16 protein-coding genes are annotated in these 17977 nt (G+C 70.6%); 9 read left to right on the forward strand and 7 right to left on the reverse strand.

Annotation, left to right across the window (positions count from 1 at the left end; translation table 11 throughout):
- Positions 1-17: 17 nt before the first annotated feature.
- From AC3ANR_RS17395 to purN, 3 genes are all read right to left on the reverse strand, one after another.
- Positions 18-1232 (reverse strand): DesA family fatty acid desaturase, encoded by a 1215-nt coding sequence (locus AC3ANR_RS17395; protein ID WP_488289362.1) that lies wholly within the window; start codon positions 1230-1232, stop codon positions 18-20.
- A gap of 138 nt (positions 1233-1370) precedes the next feature.
- Positions 1371-2639, reverse strand: coding sequence for an RsmB/NOP family class I SAM-dependent RNA methyltransferase (locus tag AC3ANR_RS17400; RefSeq protein ID WP_488289363.1), 1269 nt, complete (start codon positions 2637-2639; stop codon positions 1371-1373).
- Between the two features lie 6 nt (positions 2640-2645).
- A complete protein-coding gene (gene purN / locus AC3ANR_RS17405) occupies positions 2646-3230 on the reverse strand; it encodes a phosphoribosylglycinamide formyltransferase (RefSeq protein ID WP_488289364.1) in 585 nt (194 codons plus the stop codon).
- Between the two features lie 27 nt (positions 3231-3257).
- Here purN and AC3ANR_RS17410 point away from each other — a divergent pair, with 27 nt between their 5' ends.
- The 5 genes from AC3ANR_RS17410 (at position 3258) to AC3ANR_RS17430 (ending at position 8675) form a co-directional block, all read left to right on the forward strand.
- On the forward strand, positions 3258-3935 hold the full coding sequence (locus AC3ANR_RS17410) for a YceH family protein (RefSeq protein WP_488289365.1): 678 nt from the start codon (positions 3258-3260) through the stop codon (positions 3933-3935).
- A 50-nt stretch (positions 3936-3985) separates the two neighbouring features.
- Complete coding sequence (locus AC3ANR_RS17415; protein ID WP_488289366.1) at positions 3986-5167, forward strand: acyl-CoA dehydrogenase family protein; 1182 nt, start codon at positions 3986-3988, stop codon at positions 5165-5167.
- A 36-nt stretch (positions 5168-5203) separates the two neighbouring features.
- Positions 5204-6319 carry an acyl-CoA dehydrogenase family protein gene (locus AC3ANR_RS17420; RefSeq protein WP_488289367.1) on the forward strand — a complete coding sequence of 372 codons (1116 nt, stop codon included), beginning with the start codon at positions 5204-5206 and terminating at the stop codon, positions 6317-6319.
- A gap of 73 nt (positions 6320-6392) precedes the next feature.
- The gene (locus tag AC3ANR_RS17425; RefSeq protein ID WP_488289368.1) at positions 6393-7775 is read left to right on the forward strand and encodes a twin-arginine translocation pathway signal; all 1383 of its coding nucleotides are present in this window, start codon (positions 6393-6395) and stop codon (positions 7773-7775) included.
- Between the two features lie 9 nt (positions 7776-7784).
- The gene (locus AC3ANR_RS17430) at positions 7785-8675 is read left to right on the forward strand and encodes a glycosyltransferase family 25 protein (RefSeq protein ID WP_488289369.1); all 891 of its coding nucleotides are present in this window, start codon (positions 7785-7787) and stop codon (positions 8673-8675) included.
- Positions 8676-8690: 15 nt separating this feature from the next.
- Here the strand turns inward: AC3ANR_RS17430 and AC3ANR_RS17435 are convergent, their stop codons facing one another.
- On the reverse strand, positions 8691-9248 hold the full coding sequence (locus tag AC3ANR_RS17435) for an HNH endonuclease (protein ID WP_488289370.1): 558 nt from the start codon (positions 9246-9248) through the stop codon (positions 8691-8693).
- 146 nt (positions 9249-9394) lie between these two features.
- Between AC3ANR_RS17435 and AC3ANR_RS17440 the strand changes: the two genes are divergently transcribed.
- The 4 genes from AC3ANR_RS17440 (at position 9395) to AC3ANR_RS17455 (ending at position 15587) form a co-directional block, all read left to right on the forward strand.
- Entirely contained in the window at positions 9395-10393 is a 999-nt protein-coding gene (locus AC3ANR_RS17440) for a bifunctional riboflavin kinase/FAD synthetase (RefSeq protein ID WP_488289371.1), read from the forward strand.
- 114 nt (positions 10394-10507) lie between these two features.
- Positions 10508-13360, forward strand: coding sequence for an isoleucine--tRNA ligase (ileS, locus tag AC3ANR_RS17445; protein ID WP_488289372.1), 2853 nt, complete (start codon positions 10508-10510; stop codon positions 13358-13360).
- A complete protein-coding gene (lspA, locus tag AC3ANR_RS17450; RefSeq protein WP_488289373.1) occupies positions 13360-13869 on the forward strand; it encodes a signal peptidase II in 510 nt (169 codons plus the stop codon). The genes ileS and lspA overlap by 1 nt, the downstream gene beginning before the upstream one ends.
- A gap of 44 nt (positions 13870-13913) precedes the next feature.
- On the forward strand, positions 13914-15587 hold the full coding sequence (locus AC3ANR_RS17455; RefSeq protein WP_488289374.1) for a Na/Pi cotransporter family protein: 1674 nt from the start codon (positions 13914-13916) through the stop codon (positions 15585-15587).
- Positions 15588-15642: 55 nt separating this feature from the next.
- On the opposite strand, the gene AC3ANR_RS17460 is transcribed toward AC3ANR_RS17455, so the two are convergent.
- The 3 genes from AC3ANR_RS17460 to AC3ANR_RS17470 form a co-directional block, all read right to left on the reverse strand.
- Positions 15643-16029 carry a response regulator gene (locus AC3ANR_RS17460; RefSeq protein WP_488289375.1) on the reverse strand — a complete coding sequence of 129 codons (387 nt, stop codon included), beginning with the start codon at positions 16027-16029 and terminating at the stop codon, positions 15643-15645.
- Positions 16030-16158: 129 nt separating this feature from the next.
- Positions 16159-16968: an NUDIX hydrolase gene (locus tag AC3ANR_RS17465; RefSeq protein ID WP_488289376.1), complete on the reverse strand. Its 810-nt coding sequence runs from the start codon at positions 16966-16968 to the stop codon at positions 16159-16161.
- Positions 16965-17948, reverse strand: a complete 984-nt coding sequence (locus AC3ANR_RS17470; RefSeq protein ID WP_488289377.1) for a quinone oxidoreductase family protein — start codon at positions 17946-17948, stop codon at positions 16965-16967. Before AC3ANR_RS17470 ends, AC3ANR_RS17465 begins: the two co-directional genes overlap by 4 nt.
- Positions 17949-17977: the final 29 nt, after the last annotated feature.

Raw genomic sequence — 17977 nt, forward strand, 5'->3', positions numbered from 1 at the left:
CTGGATCGCCCGGGCCGTCAGGCGTGGACGGACCGCAGCTTGAGCGAGAAGCGCTGCAGCGCGTCGATGCCGCTGGCCTCGGCGCGGTGGCACCAGGCCTGCAGGTCGGCGGCCAGCTGCTCGCGCGAGTGCGACGTGTTGAGCCACATCTGGCGCAGCTCCTCGCGCATGGTGACCATCTGGTCCAGCACCGGGTGGGCGGCGCGGGCCTGCTGCAGCTTGGCGCGGGCGCCGGCCGGCACGCGGTCGTCGTCGCGGTGCAGCCAGCGCTTGGCAGCCTGCAGCGGCGACACGTCGCCCTGCCTGGCCTTGAGCGTCGCCAGCTCGGACTTGCAGACCCGGCGCATCTCGCGCGCGTAGCCCGCCATCACCTCGTAGCGGTGGGCGATGAGCGCCTCGAGCGTCTTCTCGTCGGCCACCGGCTTGACCGCGCCCAGGCGCAGCTTCGGCGGCACCTTCTTGACCTTGGCCCAGCCGATCTTCTGCATCAGCGAGATGTACATCCAGCCGATGTCGAACTCGTACTTCTTGACCGAGAACTTCGCCGCGGTCGGGTACGTGTGGTGGTTGTTGTGCAGTTCCTCGCCACCGATGATCACGCCCCAGGGCGAGATGTTGGTGCTGGCGTCCGGCGCCTCGAAGTTGCGGTAGCCCCAGTAGTGACCGATGCCGTTGATGACGCCGGCAGCCGTGATCGGGATCCACAGCATCTGCACGGCCCAAACGGCCGCGCCGATGGCGCCGAACAGGGCCAGGTCCAGCAGCAGCATCAGGCCCACGCCCTGCCAGCTGTAACGGGTGTACAGGTTGCGCTCGATCCAGTCGTCGGGCGTGCCGTGGCCGAACTTGGCCATGGTCTCCTGGTTCTTCGCCTCGGCGCGATAGAGCTCGGCGCCGCGCCACAGCACGGTGTCGATGCCGCGCGTCTGCGGGCTGTGCGGATCCTCGGGCGTCTCGCACTTGGCGTGGTGCTTGCGGTGGATGGCGACCCATTCCTTGGTCACCATGCCCGTGCCCAGCCACAGCCAGAAGCGGAAGAAATGCGACGGGATCGGGCCCAGGTCCATGGCGCGGTGCGCCTGGGTGCGGTGCAGGAAGATCGTGACCGCGGCGATCGTGACGTGGGTGGTCGCCAGCGTGTACAGCACGATCTGCCACCAGAACAGGTGCCACAGGCCGTTGGCCAGCCAGTCGATCGCCGCGTTCAGCACGGCCCAGTCGGGAAGCAACATACGTTCGGGTGTCTCTCTTGGATTTTGGGGGGACGGCGGCACCGGAAGCGGCGCCTCAACCCATCCGATCCATTTTAGGGCCGGGGGTTCCCCCGCAAGCATGAATTCCGCCGGCCGGCCCGATTCGGGGCCGGTTTGTCAACGTTTCCGCCACGCGGCAGCAAAGAAGCCATCGGTCTGGTGCCGGTGCGGCCACAGCCGCAGGTAGGCGCGGCCGTCGGCACCGCCGCTGGTCAGGCCCGAACTGCCCAGCTTGAGCCCGTCCAGGATCTCCCCCACCGGCAGCACCTCGAAGTCCGGGGACTCCGCGCTGAAGGCCTGCGCGATCGCCTCGTTCTCGGCCGGCAGCACGCTGCAGGTGGCATAGACCAGCCGCCCGCCGGGCTTGAGCAGCCGCGCCGCGCTGCGCAGGATGGCGGCCTGCTTGGCGGCCATCTCCTCCACGCCCTGCGGCGACTGGCGCCACTTGAGGTCGGGGTTGCGCCGCAGCGTGCCCAGGCCGGTGCACGGGGCGTCGACGATGACGCGGTCGATCTTGCCGGCCAGCCGCTTGATGCGCTCGTCGCGCTCGTGGGCGATGGCCGCCGGATGCACGTTGCTGAGCTTGCTGCGCGCCAGCCGGGGCTTGAGCGCGTCGAGCCGGTGGGCCGAGGTGTCGAAGGCGTACAGCCGGCCGGTGTTGCGCATGGCCGCGCCGATGGCCAGCGTCTTGCCGCCGGCGCCGGCACAGAAGTCGACCACCATCTCGCCGCGCCGCGCCTCCAGCAGCAGCGCGAGCAGCTGCGAGCCCTCGTCCTGGACCTCGATGGCGCCGCGCGCGAACGCGTCCAGCCTGGTGAGCGGCGGCTTGTCGGCCAGGCGCAGGCCCCAGGGCGAATACGGCGTCGGGACCGAGGCGATGCCGGCGAGCTGGAGCTCCTTGCGAACGTCCTCCCGCTTGTCGGTCAGGGCGTTGACCCGCAGGTCGAGCGGGGCCGGCTGGTTGAGGCTCTGCGCCAGGGCCCAGAATTCGTCACCGAGCTGCTCCTTGAGCGGCTGCACCAGCCACTCGGGCAGGTTGTGGCGGTGGCGCTCCAGCAGGTCCTGCCGATCGATCGCGTCGCATTGGTCGAGCCAGCGCCGCTCCTGCTCGTCCAGCGCGCTCTTGAGGAAATCGCGCGGGCCATGGAAGCCCAGGATCGCCAGCCGGCGGTGCTTGGGGCCGCTGCCCGAGGGCGCGAGGTGGTCGAACAGCAGTTTCTTGCGCAGCACCGTGTAGACCGTCTCGGCCAGCGTGGCCCGCTCGCGCGGGCCAAGCGAGCGGTGCTCGCGGAAATAGCGCGACACCACGGCGTCCGCCGGGTGGTCGAAGCGCATGACCTGCTGCAGCAGGTCGGCGCAGGCATCGAGCAGGGCCTTGGGATGCATGGGTGTTCAGCGCGCCTCGCGAAGGAACGCCTCGACGGCGCGCGGGTAGATCAGGTGTTCTTGCGTCAGGACGCGGGCGGCGAGCGACTGCTCGGTGTCGCCGGGCAGCACCGGCACCGCCGCCTGCTCGAGGATGGGACCGTGGTCCAGCTCGGCCGTGACCAGGTGCACGGTCGCGCCGGCGACGCGGCAGCCCGCCTCCAGGGCGCGGCGGTGGGTGTGCAGGCCCGGAAAGGCCGGCAGCAGCGACGGATGGATGTTGACCAGCCGGCCGGCGTAGCGCTCGACGAAGCCGGGCGTGAGGATGCGCATGAAGCCGGCCAGCACCACCAGGGCGGGCGCGTGACGGTCGATCTCGGCCGCCAGCTCGGCGTCGAACGCCTCGCGGCTGTCGAATGCGCGGTGGTCGACCACCGCGGTGGCGATGCCGTGCTCGCGCGCGAAGGCCAGCCCGCCGGCGTCGGCGCGGTTGCTCAGCACGGCGGCGACTTCCGCGCCGAGCCGGCCCGCCCAGTCGCGCTGGCGCGCCGCGCGCACGATGGCCGCCATGTTGGAGCCGCCGCCGGAGATGAGAATCACGATCTTCTTCATGCAGACACCGATTGTCCCATCCCGCTCATGCGTTCCCTGACCCCGATCGAAGCCCGCGTGCTCGGCACGCTGATGGAAAAGGCCCGCACGGTGCCCGACAGCTACCCGCTCTCGCTCAATGCGCTGGTGGGCGGCTGCAACCAGAAGAGCAGCCGCGACCCCGTGATGGAGGTCACGGACACCCAGGCACAGGAAGCGCTCGACGAGCTCAAGCGGCTGGCGCTGGTGTTCGAGACCAGCGGCAGCCGCGTGCCGCGCTGGGAGCACAACGTGCAGCGGGCGCTCGGCATCCCGGACCAGTCGGCGGCCCTGATCGGCCTGCTCCTGCTGCGCGGGCCGCAGACGGCCGGCGAGCTGCGCATCAACGCCGAGCGCTGGCACCGGTTCGCCGACATCTCGTCGGTCGAGGCCTTCCTGGCCGAACTGGAGGAACGCGCGCAGGCCAAGGGCGGGCCGCTGGTGGCCCGACTGCCGCGTGCGGCCGGCGCGCGCGAGCAGCGCTGGGCGCATCTCCTGTGCGGGCCGGTGGAGGCGGCGCCCGCCGCCCAGGCCGCCCATCCTGCCCAGGCCGCGCCGGCGGCGGCGGCCGAGGGCGACCTGCGCAGCCGCGTGGACGCGCTCGAAGGCGAGGTCGCCGACCTGCGCGCCGCGCTCCAGTCCCTGGAGCAGCGACTCGCTTTGTCACGCCTCGGACAGGGCGATTAGCACGGGCGTGCTAGAACATCGGCTGCCGCAGACCGACCGGAGACAACGTCATGGATTTGGCCTTCACGCCCGAGGAACAGAAGTTCCGCGAAGACATCCGCGCCTGGGTGCGCGAGAACCTGCCCCAGGACATCGCGCACAAGGTCCACAACAGCCTGCACCTCACGCGCGAGGACATGCAGCGCTGGGCCAGGATCCTGGGCAAGAAGGGCTGGCTCGGCTATGGCTGGCCCCGGGAATTCGGCGGCCCGGGCTGGAACGCGGTGCAGAAGCACCTGTTCGAGGAGGAATGCGCCCTGGCCGGCGCGCCGCGCATCGTGCCCTTCGGCCCGGTGATGGTGGCGCCGGTGATCATGGCGTTCGGCAACGCGGAGCAGCACAAGCGCTTCCTGCCCGGCATCGCCAGCGGCGAGGTCTGGTGGAGCCAGGGCTACAGCGAGCCGGGCTCGGGCTCGGACCTCGCCTCGCTCAAGACCCGGGCCGAGCGCCGGGGCGACAAGTACATCGTCAACGGCCAGAAGACCTGGACCACGCTGGGCCAGTACGGCGAGTGGATCTTCTGCCTGGTGCGCACCAGCACCGAGGGCAAGCCGCAGACCGGCATCTCGTTCCTGCTGATCGACATGAAGTCGCCCGGCATCACCGTGCGCCCGATCATCATGCTCGATGGCGGCCACGAGGTGAACGAGGTGTTCTTCGACAACGTCGAGGTGCCGGCCGAGAACCTGGTCGGCGAGGAGAACAAGGGCTGGACCTACGCCAAGCACCTCCTGTCGCACGAGCGCACCAACATCGCCGACGTCAACCGCGCCAAGCGCGAGCTCGAGCGCCTCAAGCGCATCGCCAAGGCCGAGAGCGTGTACGACGACCTGCGCTTTCGCGACGAGATCGCCAGGCTCGAGGTGGACATCGTGGCGCTGGAGATGCTGGTGCTGCGGGTGCTGTCGGCCGAGAAGTCGGGCAAGAACTCGCTGGACATCGCCGGCCTGCTGAAGATCCGCGGCAGCGAGATCCAGCAGCGCTACAGCGAACTGATGATGCTGGCCGGCGGCCCGTACAGCGTGCCGTTCATCCTGGAGGCGATGGAAGCCGGCTGGCAGGGCGACTTCCCCGGCGGTGCCCTCGGCCTGGCGCCGCTGGCCGCCACCTACTTCAACCTGCGCAAGACCACCATCTACGGTGGCTCGAACGAAGTGCAACGCAACATCGTCGCCCAGACGGTCCTGGGCTGAGCCCTTCGACAGGCTCAGGATGAACGGAGGTTAGACATGGATTTCGATTTTTCCGACGACCAGGAACAGCTGCGCGACGCGGTGCGCAAGTGGGTGGACCGCAGCTACGGGTTCGAGCGCCGCCGCGCCGCGGTGCGGGCCGGCGGCTTCGACCGCAAGACCTATGGCGAGCTGGCCGACCTGGGCCTGGCGGGCCTGTACATCCCCGAGGACCAGGGCGGCATGGGCATGGGCCCGGTCGAGGGCATGGTGGTGATGGAGGAGCTGGGCCGCGGCATCGTGCTGGAGCCGCTGGCGCAGGCACTCATCGCCGGCGCCGTGATCAACGGCTACGCGCCCGACGCGGTCAAGGCCGCGTGGCTGCCCAGGATCGCGGGCGGTGAAGCGCTGGTCGTGCTCGCGTACCAGGAGCGCAAGGCGCGCTACCGCCTGGACGCATGCGAGGCGCAGGCGGCGCAGCAGGGTGGCGGCTGGGCCATCACCGGCACCAAGAGCATCGTGCCCGCGGGTGACCAGGCCGACGCCTTCCTCGTTCCCGCGCAGGCGAACGGCAAGCTGGCCCTGTTCCTGGTGGAGCGCGGCGCCCCGGGCGTGGGCACCAACGGCTACACCTGCATGGACGGCAGCCGCGCGGCCGAGGTCACGCTCAAGGGCGCGGCGGCCACGCTGGTGACCCAGGACGGCCTGGCCGCGCTGGAGCACGCCGTCGACGTCGGCATCGCCGCCACCTGCGCCGAAGCCGTGGGCGTGATCGACAGGACGATGGCGCTGACGGCGGAATACATGAACACGCGCAAGCAGTTCGGCGTGCCGATCGCCACCTTCCAGGCGCTGCGCCACCGCATGGCCGAGATGAAGATGCAGCAGGAACTCGCCCGCTCCATGAGCTACTACGCGAGCCTGAAGCTCAATGCGCCGGCCGCCGAGCGCCGCCGGGCCCTGGCCCGCGCCAAGTACCAGCTGGGCGTGGCGATGCGGTTCGTCGGCCAGAACTCGGTGCAGCTGCACGGGGGCATCGGCGTGACCGACGAATACGTGGGCAGCCACTACTTCAAGAAGCTCACGCAGCTGGAGCTGACCTTCGGCGACACGATGCACCACCTGGGCGAGGTGTCGGCCCGGATGCAGGACACCGCGGGCGTGTTCGCCTGACGCGCCGCCTCCTGCACAATGCCCGCGCCTGCCGCGGGCATTTTTCTTGCCCGCCGCCCGAAGGAGACCGCCCGTGACCACCCGCCGCCACCTGCTCGCCGCCACGGCAGCCGCCGCCATGCTGGCCGCCTGCGCCTCGCCCACCACCTCCATGCAGCAGACCGACCTGCCCCCCATCGTCTTCGTCCACGGCAACGGCGACAGCGCCTCGATCTGGCTGTCGACCGTGTGGCGGTTCGAGTCCAACGGCTGGCCGCGCGAGCGCCTGCATGCCATCGACGTGCCCTACCCGCTCGCCCGCGAGGACGACGCCAGGGCGCAGCCGGGCCGCACGTCGAGCGCCGAGCACATGGCCTACCTGAAGGGCGAAGTCGAGAAGGTGCTCGCGCGCACCGGCGCCAGGCAGGTCGTGCTGGTGGCCAACTCGCGCGGCGGCTACGCGGTGCGCAACTACATCCAGAACGGCGGCGGCGCCGCGGTCGTGAGCCACGCCATCCTGGGCGGCACGCCCAACCACGGTGTCTGGTCGGACCCCACCTACCTGCCCGGCAGCGAGTTCAACGGGACCGGCCCGTTCCTCACCGCCCTCAACGCGCCCAAGGACGCCGCCGGCAACGAGGTGGCCGGCCCGGTGAAGTGGATGACCATCCGCTCGGACCGCAACGACAAGTTCGCGCAGCCCGACGGGCTGTGGATCGGGCGGCGCGGCCAGCCGACCCACGTGACGTTCGCGGGCCCGGAGCTGCGGGGCGCCACCAACGTGGTGATCCCGCGCATCGACCACCGCGAGACGGGGTTCTCGCCGGCGGCGTTCGACGCCATGCACCGCTTCCTCACCGGCCGGGCGCCCGCCACGCTCGAGGTCGTGCCCGAGCAGCGCGTCGTCCTGGCCGGCAAGGTCAGCGGACTGGGACTGTCGTCCACCGATCCGGCCTCCGGCAGCTACGCCAACAACCTGCCCCTGCCCGGCGCCCGCCTGGAGGTCTTCGCCCTCGACCCGGCCACCGGCGAGCGGCGCGGCGGCCCGGTGCACGGCCAGGTGATCGGCGCCGACGGCGCCTGGGGGCCGTTCACCGCCGACCGCGAGGCACGCTACGAGTTCGTTCTCGCCGCTCCCGGCTATGCGACCACGCACATCTACCGCAGCCCGCTCCCGCGTTCGAGCACGATCGTCAACATGCGGCCCGAGCGGATCGCCGATGCGGACCGCGACGCACCCGCGCTGGCGATCATGAGCCGCCCGCGCGGCTACTTCGACCCGGGCCGCGACCGGATGGCCTTCGACGGCCAGACGCCGCCCCCCGGCGCGGTGCCCGGCGCCGGCGTGTCGGCCTCGCGCGTGAAGCCCGCGGGTCCGGCGCGCACCATCGTGGCGGAATTCAACGGCGAGCGCGTGGTCGGCCGCACCTGGCCGCTCGCGCAGGGCCACGTCAGCGTGCTCGAACTGCACTATTGAGCGGGCGGCATGGGCCGCTCGGGCGTGTTCATCAACCTGGACCGCAGCGGCGAGCGCCGCACGGCGATGCAGGCGCAGTTGCACCAGGCGGGACTGGGCTGGGTGACGCGCCTGGCCGCGACCGACGGCGCGGCCGCGCCCGTGCCGGCCGGCTGCCGCATCACGCCGGCGGAGCACGGCTGCTTCGTTTCGCACCTGCGCGCGCTCGAGGCGGGCGGCGAGGACGACTTCCGTTTCGTGTTCGAGGACGACGTCGAGCTCAGCCCCGACCTGGCCGCGCTGGTGCAGGCGCCGCAGTTGGCCGCGCTGGCGTCGCACGACCTGCTGCTGCTCGATTGCCAGCCCGACTGCGGCTCGCACGTCCTGGCGCAACTCTGGGCCTGCGTCGAGCGGCGCCTGTCCGAGCCCGCCGCGATGCTGGCCCCGGACGCGCCGCGGCGCATCACCGGGGTCGACCTGGTCGACGCGGCCGCGATCTACCGCTGGGGCCTGCAGGCGTACGTGGTCACGCCGCGCGGCCGCCCACGCCTGCTGGCGCTGCTGCGCGAGGCGCTGGCGCACGGACCCGCGCAACCCGTGGACCTGCTGGTGGGCGAGGCGCTGCGCCGGAAGCAACTGCAGGGCGTGGCGCTGGTTCCGTTCCTCGCCACGCCCAGGCTCGCCAGCCACGACGACAGCACGATCGGCCGCATCGGCGCCCGGGACACGCAGGCGCTGGCCGGCGCGGTGCGGCGGCTGCTGTTCGCCGGTCCGGTGCAGGGGCTGGAGTCGTATGCCGCGGCGCTGCTGCATCAGCCGCGCGCGACGTCGCCACAGCAGCAGGTGCTGGGCCGCCTGCTGGCGGAGCTGTTCGCGATCGAGGCGCGACAGGGGTCGCTGGACCTCGGCCGGCGGCACTGAGCCGGCCGGGCGGCGCTAGGCGTGCAGCCGGCTCGTCTTGGGCAGGTGCGCCATCAGGAACTCCATCTGGTCCGCCAGGATGCGGCGGTTGCGCAGGATGAAGTCCTCCCACAGGCTGGGCACGTAGGGCGTGTACAGCAGCGGCATGTTCGCCTGCTCCGGCGTGCGGTTGCTCTTGCGGTGGTTGCAGGCGCGGCAGGCCGTGACCACGTTCATCCAGTGGTCGCGGCCGCTCTGGGCGAACGGGATGATGTGCTCGCGCGTGAGTTCCTCGTCGCGATGCACGCAGCCGCAGTACGCGCAGACGTTGCGGTCGCGGGCGAACAGCTTGGCGTTGGTGAGGCCCGGCTTGAGGTCGAAGGGATTGATGTTGGGCACGCCCTTCGTGCCGATGATGCTGCTGATGGTGATGACCGACTGCTCGCCGGTGACCGCGTTGTGGCCGCCGCGGAACACGGCGACCTGCGCGCCCACTTCCCAGCGCACCTCATCGGCGGCGTAGTGCAGGACGGCCTGCTCCAGCGAGATCCACGACTGGGGCAGCCCCTGGGCCGACAGCTTCAAGACCTTCAACGAACGCTCCTTCATCGACGGCGGGCCAACACGGAACGGAACAGCAAGCACAATATACCCTGATTCACGTGCCAATTTCGCCCGCACGCGCTTGGCGGCGCCAGCGCGGCGCGCTATCAAAACGATACCGACCGGTCCCACGGCCCATGCAGATCTTCCGCGGCTTCCACCACCCCGGCATCGCCAAGGCGTGCGCGGTGACCATCGGCAACTTCGACGGCGTGCACCGGGGGCACCAGGCGATGCTGGCGCTGCTGAACAGCGAGGCGCGCCACCGGAACGTTCCCAGCTGCGTGCTCACCTTCGAGCCGCATCCGCGCGACTACTTCGCCCGCGTGGCGCGCCGGCCCGAACTGGCGCCCGCGCGCATCGCCACCCTGCGCGACAAGCTCACCGAGCTGGCTGCCTGCGGCGTCGGGCAATGCGTCGTGCTTCCGTTCGATGCGCGTTTGTCGAGCCAGGTTCCCGAAGCCTTCATCGACGAAGTGCTGGTGCGCGGGCTGGGCGCCAGGTACGTGCTGGTGGGCGACGACTTCCGCTTCGGCGCCCGCCGCGCCGGCGACTACGCCATGCTCGACGCGGCCGGCCAGGCCCGCGGCTTCGACGTCGCGCGCATGAACAGCTACGAGGTGCGCAACCTGCGCGTGTCCAGTTCGGCCGTGCGCGACGCGCTGGCCCGCGGCGACATGGGCGCCACCGCCGACCTGCTGGGCCGCCACTACGGCATCAGCGGGCACGTCGTGCACGGCCGCAAGCTCGGCCGCGACCTGGGCTTCCCGACCCTGAACCTGCGCTTTTCGCACTGGAAACCGGCCGCCAGCGGCATCTTCGTCGTCGAGGTCCACGGCCTGGGCGACGCGCCGCTGCCCGGCGTGGCCAACCTGGGCATCCGCCCCTCCCTCGATCCGCAGGACGTCAACGGCGGCCGCGTGCTGCTGGAGACGCATTGCCTGGACTGGCCGGCACGGCTGGGCCGCGAGGGGGGCTACGGTAAAATCATCCAGGTGGACCTGCTGCACAAACTGCACGACGAGCTGAAGTACGACGGCCTGGATGCGCTGCGGGCCGGCATCGCGCGCGATTGCGACGAGGCCCGTGCGTTCTTCGCTTCCACCCGCCGCCAGACCACCCGCGACCGAATTTAGGGGGCGCCCGCACCGCTCGCCGCCCGAAGGCAAGCTCAGGGCGGGCGGTCCTTGCGCACTCCGCCCCCTAGCGGCCCGCCCGGGCTGAGCTTGTCCCAGCCTTGCGAGGCCCCGATGTCCGACCAGAAAACCGATTACCGCGCCACCCTCAACCTGCCCGACACGCCGTTCCCGATGCGTGGCGACCTGCCCCGGCGCGAGCCCGGGTGGGTGAAGGCCTGGGAGGACCAGGGCCTGTACAAGCGCCTGCGCGAGGCGCGCTGCGGCCGCCAGAAGTTCGTGCTGCACGACGGGCCGCCCTATGCCAATGGCCAGATCCACATGGGGCACGCGGTCAACAAGGTCCTGAAGGACATGATCGTCAAGTCGCGCCAGCTCAAGGGGCTGGACGCCGCGTACGTCCCGGGCTGGGACTGCCACGGCCTGCCGATCGAGAACGCGATCGAGAAGAAGTACGGCCGCAACCTGCCGCGCGACGAGATGCAGGCCAAGAGCCGCGCCTTCGCCACCGAGCAGATCGCGCTGCAGATGGGCGACTTCAAGCGGCTGGGCGTGCTGGGCGACTGGGACCATCCTTACCGCACGATGGACTTCAGCAACGAAGCCGACGAGATCCGCGCCTTCAAGCGGGTGATCGAGCGCGGCTTCGTCTACCGGGGCCTCAAGCCGGTGTACTGGTGCTTCGACTGCGGCTCGTCGCTGGCCGAGTTCGAGATCGAGTACGCCGACAAGAAGTCGCAGACGCTGGACGTGGGGTTCCTGGCGGACGACCCGAAGGCCGTGGGCGCCGCTTTCGGCCTGCCGCAGCTGCCGGCGGGCAAGGACGTCTTCGCGGTGATCTGGACCACCACCGCGTGGACCATCCCGGCCAACCAGGCGCTGAACCTGAACCCCGAGCTGGACTACTCGCTCGTGGACACCTCGCGCGGCCTGCTGGTGCTGGCCTCGGTGCTGGTCGACAAGTGCCTGGAGCGCTTCCACCTTCAGGGCGGCACGGTGCTGGCCACCGTCAAGGGCGAGAAGCTGGGCCTGCTGCAGTTCCGCCATCCCCTTTACGAGGTGCACGAGGCCTACCGGCGCCTGTCGCCCGTCTACCTGGCCGAGTACGCGACGGCGGAGGACGGCACCGGCATCGTCCACTCCTCGCCCGCTTATGGCCTGGACGACTTCAACAGCTGCATCGCGCACGGCCTGAAGTACGACGACATCCTCAACCCGGTGCAGGGCAACGGCAGCTACGCGCCGGACTTCGCCCTGTTCGGCGGCGAGAACATCTGGAAGGCGGTGCCGCACATCCTGGAGGCGCTGGAGAAGGCCGGCCGCCTGTTCGCCACCCACGGCATCACGCACAGCTACCCGCACTGCTGGCGCCACAAGACGCCGGTGATCTACCGCGCCGCCGCGCAGTGGTTCATCCGCATGGACGAGGGCGAGGGCGTCTTCACCCGCGACAAGGCCCCCGCCACGCTGCGCCAGATGGCGCTGGCCGCCATCGAGGAGACCAGCTTCTTCCCCGAGAACGGCAAGGCCCGCCTGCGCGACATGATCGCCGGGCGCCCCGACTGGTGCATCTCGCGCCAGCGCAGCTGGGGCGTGCCGCTGCCCTTCTTCCTGCACAGGGACACGCACGAGCTGCATCCGAAGACGATGGAGATCCTGGACGTCGCCGCCGACATGGTGCAGGCCGGCGGCATCGAGGCCTGGAGCAAGGCCACGCCCGAGGAGATCCTGGGCCGCGTCGGCGCCGCCGCGGACGCGCCGCAGTACGCCAAGAGCGCCGACATCCTGGAGGTGTGGTTCGACTCCGGCACCACGCACACCACGGTGCTCAAGGGCTCGCATGCGGGCAGCGCGCACGAGGACGGCCCCGAGGCCGACCTGTACCTGGAAGGCCACGACCAGCACCGCGGCTGGTTCCATTCGTCGCTGCTCACCGCCTGCGCGATGTACGGGCGCGCGCCCTACCGCGGGCTGCTCACGCACGGCTTCACGGTGGACAGCCAGGGCCGCAAGATGAGCAAGTCGCTCGGCAACGGGGTCGATCCGCAGGAGACGTGGAAGAAGCTGGGCGCCGAGATCATCCGGCTGTGGGTGGCCGCATCGGACTACTCAGGCGACATCGCGGGCGACGACAAGATCCTGGCGCGGGTGGTGGACGCCTACCGCCGCATCCGCAACACGCTGCGCTTCCTGCTGGCCAACGTGAGCGACTTCGACCCGGCCAGGGACGCCGTGCCGCTGGCCGAGATGCTGGAGATCGACCGCTACGCCATGAGCCGCGCGGCGCAGTTCCAGGCCGAGGTGCTGGCGCACTACGAGGTCTACGAGTTCCACCCCGTGGTCGCCAAGCTGCAGGTCTACTGCTCCGAGGACCTGGGGGCCTTCTACCTCGACATCCTGAAGGACCGGCTGTACACCACGGCGCCGAAGTCGCACGCGCGCCGCAGCGCGCAGACGGCGCTGTGGAACATCACCCACGCGATGCTGCGCTGGATGGCGCCGTTCCTCAGCTTCACCGCCGAGGAAGCCTGGCAGGTGTTCGGCACGTCCGAGTCGATCTTCCTCGAGGAGTACGCCGAGATCGGCGCGCCGGACGAGGCGCTGCTGGCGCGCTGGAGCCGCATCCGCGAGATCCGCGACCTGGCCAACAAGGAGATCGAGGCGATCCGCACCGAAGGCCAGGTGGGCTCGTCGCTGCAGGCCAACCTGGTGATCACGGCGCCGGCCGCCGACCTGGCGCTACTGTCCGCGCTCGGGGACGACCTGAAGTTCGTCTTCATCGCTTCCGCGGTGCGGCTCGAGGCGGGCGACACGCTTGCCGTGCAGGCCTCGGCCTCGCCCGACACCAAGTGCGAGCGCTGCTGGCACTGGCGCGCCGACGTCGGCAGCGACCCGCAGCATCCGCAGATCTGCGGCCGCTGCGTCAGCAACCTGTTCGGAGCCGGCGAAGGCCGGGTGCACGCCTGATGGCCCGCGCCGCCACCGCCAAGGCAGGCGTCGTCTCGGCCGGGCTGCTGCCCTGGCTGGGCCTGGCCCTGATCCTGCTGATCGCCGACCAGTTCACCAAGGTGCTGATCCTGGGCTACTACAAGCTCGGCGATTCGACCTACGTCACCAGCTTCTTCAACGTCGTGCGGGCCCACAACACCGGCGCCGCGTTCTCGTTCCTCGCCGCGGCGTCCGGCTGGCAGCGCTGGCTGTTCACCGGCATCGCCGTCGCCGCCGTCGTGTTCATCCTGTGGCTGCTGCGCAGCCATGCCGGGCAGCGCCTGTTCTGCTTCTCGCTCGCCTGCATCCTGGGCGGCGCCGTCGGCAACCTGGTCGACCGCCTGCTGCACGGCTACGTGGTCGACTTCCTGCAGTTCCACTACGCCGGCTGGTACTTCCCGGCCTTCAACGTGGCGGACAGCGCGATCACCGTGGGGGCCATCGGGCTCATCCTGGACGAGTTGCTGCGGGTGCGGCGGGGCCGCTGATTTCGCGCAACGGCTGAGGCCGACTATCATCGGGTGCCTCAAGCATGAAGCACCTGCTCAACCTCCTGGCAGCGGTGGCGCTGCTGGTCTGGGGTACCCACCTCGTCCGCGTCGGCATCCTGCGCGTCTTCGGCGCCAACCTGCGCCACGTGCTCGCCCGCAGCATCGGCAACCGGTTCACCGCGGCCATCTCCGGCATCGGCGTCACGGCCCTGCTGCAGTCCAGCACCGCCACCGGGCTGATCGTCTCGTCCTTCGTCGGCCAGGGGCTGATCACGCTGCCGCTCGCGCTGGCCGTGATGCTCGGGGCCGACATCGGCACCAGCCTGATGGCGGTCGTGTTCTCGTTCGACCTGTCCTGGCTGTCGCCGCTGCTGATCTTCCTGGGCGTGGTGCTGTTCATCTCGCGCCCGTCCACCAACGCCGGCCGCTTCGGCCGCGTGCTGATCGGCCTCGGGCTGATGCTGCTGGCGCTGCGCCTGATCTCCGAGTCCACCCAGATCATGGTGCGCTCGCCCGTGGTGCAGGCGCTGCTGTCCTCCATCAACAGCGAGCGGCCGCTGGAGATCCTGGTGGGCGCGGGCCTGGCGCTGGTGTCGTACTCCAGCCTGGCGATCGTGCTGCTGACGGCGGCGCTGACCTCCACAGGCATCGTCTCGGTGGACATGGCGCTGGGCCTGGTGCTGGGCGCCAACCTCGGCAGCGGCCTGCTCGGCGTGGCCACGACGGCGCGCTCGGCGATCGAGGTGCGGCACGTGCCGCTGGGCAACCTGGTCTTCAAGGCGCTGGGCGTGCTGGTCGCCGTGCCCTGCATCCCGCTCTGGATGCGCTACGCGCGGCCGCTGGCCGGCAACGACGCCAACACGGTCGTGCTGTTCCACCTGGCATTCAACATCGCCATGGCCGTGCTGTTCCTCGGGCTGCTGCGGCCGGTGGCCCGGCTGGTGCTCGACATGCTGCCGCGCCCGACGCGCAGCGCCGTCGGCAGCCGGCCGCGCCACCTGGACCCGTCGGCGCTGGCGACCCCTTCGCTCGCCATCTCGTGCGCGGCGCGCGAGGCCCTGCACCAGGCCGACATCGTCGAGACCATGCTGCAGGGCGTCGTCACCGTCATCCGCACCAACGACCTGGCCCTGGCCGGCGAACTGCGCAAGCTGGACGACACCGTCGACGAGCTCTATTCGGCGATCAAGTACTACCTCACCAAGATCTCGCGCGAGGCGCTGGGCGAGGAGGAAAGCCGGCGCTGGACCGACATCATCAGCTTCACGATCAACATGGAGCAGATCGGCGACACGATCGAGCGCATCCTGATCGACATCGAGGACAAGAAGATCCGCAAGGGGCGCAACTTCTCCGATGCGGGCATGGCCGAGATCACCGAGCTGCATGCGCGCCTGATCGACAACCTGCGCCTGGGCATGAGCGTGTTCCTCAACGGTTCGGTGCGCGACGCGCAGCGGCTACTGGAGGAGAAGGCGCGCTTTCGCGACCTCGAGCACGCCTACGCCGCCACCCACCTGCAGCGGCTATCGGGCAACACGGTGCAAAGCATCGAGACGAGCTCGCTGCACATCGACCTGATCAGCGACCTGAAGCGGATCAACTCCCACATCTGCTCGATCGCCTACCCGATCCTGGAATCGGCCGGCGCGCTGGCACCCAGCCGGCTGCGCAGCGACGTGCTCGCCGCGGCCGACCCCGACGCGGTCGACTGACCCGCGCGACGCCCTGCCGGCAACAGCCGCAGGCGCCGATTTTCGAACCGGAGGCTCAGGCGGTCTCGAGCGCCCCGCGCGCCTTGACGCAATAGTCGAGCAAGGCGTCGATCTCGGTGGACTTGTCGAACACCGCGTCGGCGCCCAGCTGCGCGCAGCGGCGGCGCATGTCCGAGGTGGCGTGGTTGCTCAGCACGATGACCTTCTGCCACGGCTGGCGCTGGCGGGCCGCCTCGACCACCCGCAGGCCGGTGCCTTCGCGCAGGAAGAGATCGACCACGGCGATGTCCCAGGCGTCCTCGTGCTGGCGCAGCCAGCCCTTGGCCTCGGCCTCGGTGTCGGCCAGGCCCACGGCCTCGACCTGCGCCAGTTCCTGCAACGTCTCGATCAGGTTTTCGCGGATGGTCGGGCTGTCTTCGACGATATAGGCGCGCAACGCCATTGAGGCAACTCCAGTCCATGGCAGCCGCCCGGCCCGGGCCGGGGCGGTCGATGTCAATGACGCCAATCTACCGAAGGGCACGCAACGCGAGTGCAAGCCCGCCCGCCAAGCGGCTGTAGGAATGCGCGTTCAGGACCCGTCGCGGACTGCCGCGGCGAGCACGCCCTGCGCCTCGAGCGTGAAGTCGCCGGCCAGCAGTGCATCGCACAGTTGCGCCGCCCCCATGCGCTGGAAGCGGGCCACTTCGCCGTCCTGGTTGACCGGCTCGACACCGGCCGGGACCACGCAGGACCACCAGTCGATGGTCTCGACGATGTAGCCGCATTCGCCGGCCGACGTCGGCCGGCTGGTGCGGACGCGGCCGCACCAGCGCAGCTGTTCGAGCTGGCCCAGGCGCAAGCCCGCCTCCTCCCAGGTCTCCCGGGCCAGCGCCTGCTCGAGGCTGTCGCCCGCGGGGACCATGCCGCCCATGAGCGTGTCCCAGAGGCCGGGGTCGTTGGCCTTGGTGAGCGAGCGCTGCTGCACCCACTGCGCGCCGTCGCCGGTCCAGCCCACGAGGTGCACCGCGCGCGTGGCGATGCCCAGGGGGCGCACCACGGCGCGCTCGACGCTGCCGAGAACCGCGCCGCCGGGGCCGCAGACGGGCAGCTGCTCGTCGCGCCACACGTGCGCCAGGCCCGCGGCGCGCAGGCGCAGCGCCAGCTCGGCCAGGGCCGCCGTCAGCTGGGCAGCCTCGAGATGCACGCCGGCCGCGTCCTGCCGCAGCGCCAGCGGCGCCGCCGCCGCGCCGTGCTGCAGCGCCTGGACGATGGCCGGTTCGACCGAACCGATGGGAATGCCGCGCCAGAGCAGCGGGTCCCGCGGCCGTGCCGGCGGCTGCTCGAGGCGCGCGGGCAGCGCGGCGAGCCAGTCGCCGGGCAGCGGCTCGCGCGCGCTCACAGCGTGAGGATGGTGCAGCCGGTGGTCTTGCGCGCCTCGAGGTCGCGGTGCGCCTGCTGCACCTGCTCCAGCGGATAGCGCTGGTCGATGCGGATCTTCACCTGGCCGCCGGTGACGGCCGCGAACAGGTCGTCGGCCATGGCCTGCGTGGCCTCGCGGGTGGCGATGTGGGTGAACAGGGTCTGGCGCGTGACGTACAGCGAGCCCTTGGGGCCCAGGATGCCGGGGGCGAAGGGCGGCACCGGGCCGGAGGCATTGCCGAAGCTGGCCATCAGGCCGAACGGCTGCAGGCAGTCGAGCGACTTGTCCCAGGTGTCCTTGCCGACCGAGTCGTACACCACCTTCACGCCCTTGCCGCCGGTGATTTCCTTGACCCGGGCTGCGAAGTCTTCCTTCGCGTAGTTGATCATGTGGGTGGCGCCCAGCTCCCTGGCCAGCTGGCACTTGGCGTCCGAGCCCGCGGTGCCGATCAACTGCAGGCCCATCGCCTTGGCCCACTGGCAGGCGATCAGGCCGACCCCGCCGGCGGCGGCGTGGAACAGCACGAAGTCGCCCGCCTTCAGGCCGCCCTGCGGCTGGGTGCGCTTGAGCAGGTACTGCGCGGTCAGGCCCTTGAGCATCATGGCCGCGCCGGTGTCGAAGTCGATCGCGTCGGGCAGCTTGCACACGGTGGTGGCGGGCATCACGCGCACCTCGCTGTAGCTGCCCGGGGGGTTGCTGGCGTAGGCGGCGCGGTCGCCCGCCTTCAGGTGGGTGACGCCCTCGCCCACGGCCTCGACGATGCCCGAGGCCTCCATGCCCAGTTGCAGCGGCATCGGCAGCTTGTACAGGCCGGTGCGCTGGTACACGTCGATGAAGTTCAGGCCCACCGCCTTGTGGCGGATGCGGATCTGGCCGGGCCCGGGATCGCCGACCTGCACGTCGACGATCTTCATCTCCTCGGGACCGCCATTGCGTTCGATCTGGACGGCACGGCTCATGGTGTGTGTTCTCCTCGTTGGTGGCGACT

The sequence above is a fragment of the Ramlibacter sp. JJN2-2R genome (assembly GCF_057747835.1).

What these genes read in the sequence shown, in the direction of transcription:
- AC3ANR_RS17430 (WP_488289369.1), top strand. Translation starts at nt 7,785, where the DNA reads ATGGGCCGCTCGGGCGTGTTCATCAACCTGGACCGCAGCGGCGAGCGC.
- AC3ANR_RS17440 (WP_488289371.1), top strand. Translation starts at nt 9,395, where the DNA reads ATGCAGATCTTCCGCGGCTTCCACCACCCCGGCATCGCCAAGGCGTGC.
- purN (WP_488289364.1), bottom strand. Translation starts at nt 3,230, where the DNA reads ATGAAGAAGATCGTGATTCTCATCTCCGGCGGCGGCTCCAACATGGCG.
- AC3ANR_RS17420 (WP_488289367.1), top strand. Translation starts at nt 5,204, where the DNA reads ATGGATTTCGATTTTTCCGACGACCAGGAACAGCTGCGCGACGCGGTG.
- AC3ANR_RS17400 (WP_488289363.1), bottom strand. Translation starts at nt 2,639, where the DNA reads ATGCATCCCAAGGCCCTGCTCGATGCCTGCGCCGACCTGCTGCAGCAG.
- lspA (WP_488289373.1), top strand. Translation starts at nt 13,360, where the DNA reads ATGGCCCGCGCCGCCACCGCCAAGGCAGGCGTCGTCTCGGCCGGGCTG.
- AC3ANR_RS17470 (WP_488289377.1), bottom strand. Translation starts at nt 17,948, where the DNA reads ATGAGCCGTGCCGTCCAGATCGAACGCAATGGCGGTCCCGAGGAGATG.
- AC3ANR_RS17415 (WP_488289366.1), top strand. Translation starts at nt 3,986, where the DNA reads ATGGATTTGGCCTTCACGCCCGAGGAACAGAAGTTCCGCGAAGACATC.
- ileS (WP_488289372.1), top strand. Translation starts at nt 10,508, where the DNA reads ATGTCCGACCAGAAAACCGATTACCGCGCCACCCTCAACCTGCCCGAC.
- AC3ANR_RS17460 (WP_488289375.1), bottom strand. Translation starts at nt 16,029, where the DNA reads ATGGCGTTGCGCGCCTATATCGTCGAAGACAGCCCGACCATCCGCGAA.
- AC3ANR_RS17455 (WP_488289374.1), top strand. Translation starts at nt 13,914, where the DNA reads ATGAAGCACCTGCTCAACCTCCTGGCAGCGGTGGCGCTGCTGGTCTGG.
- AC3ANR_RS17410 (WP_488289365.1), top strand. Translation starts at nt 3,258, where the DNA reads ATGCGTTCCCTGACCCCGATCGAAGCCCGCGTGCTCGGCACGCTGATG.
- AC3ANR_RS17395 (WP_488289362.1), bottom strand. Translation starts at nt 1,232, where the DNA reads ATGTTGCTTCCCGACTGGGCCGTGCTGAACGCGGCGATCGACTGGCTG.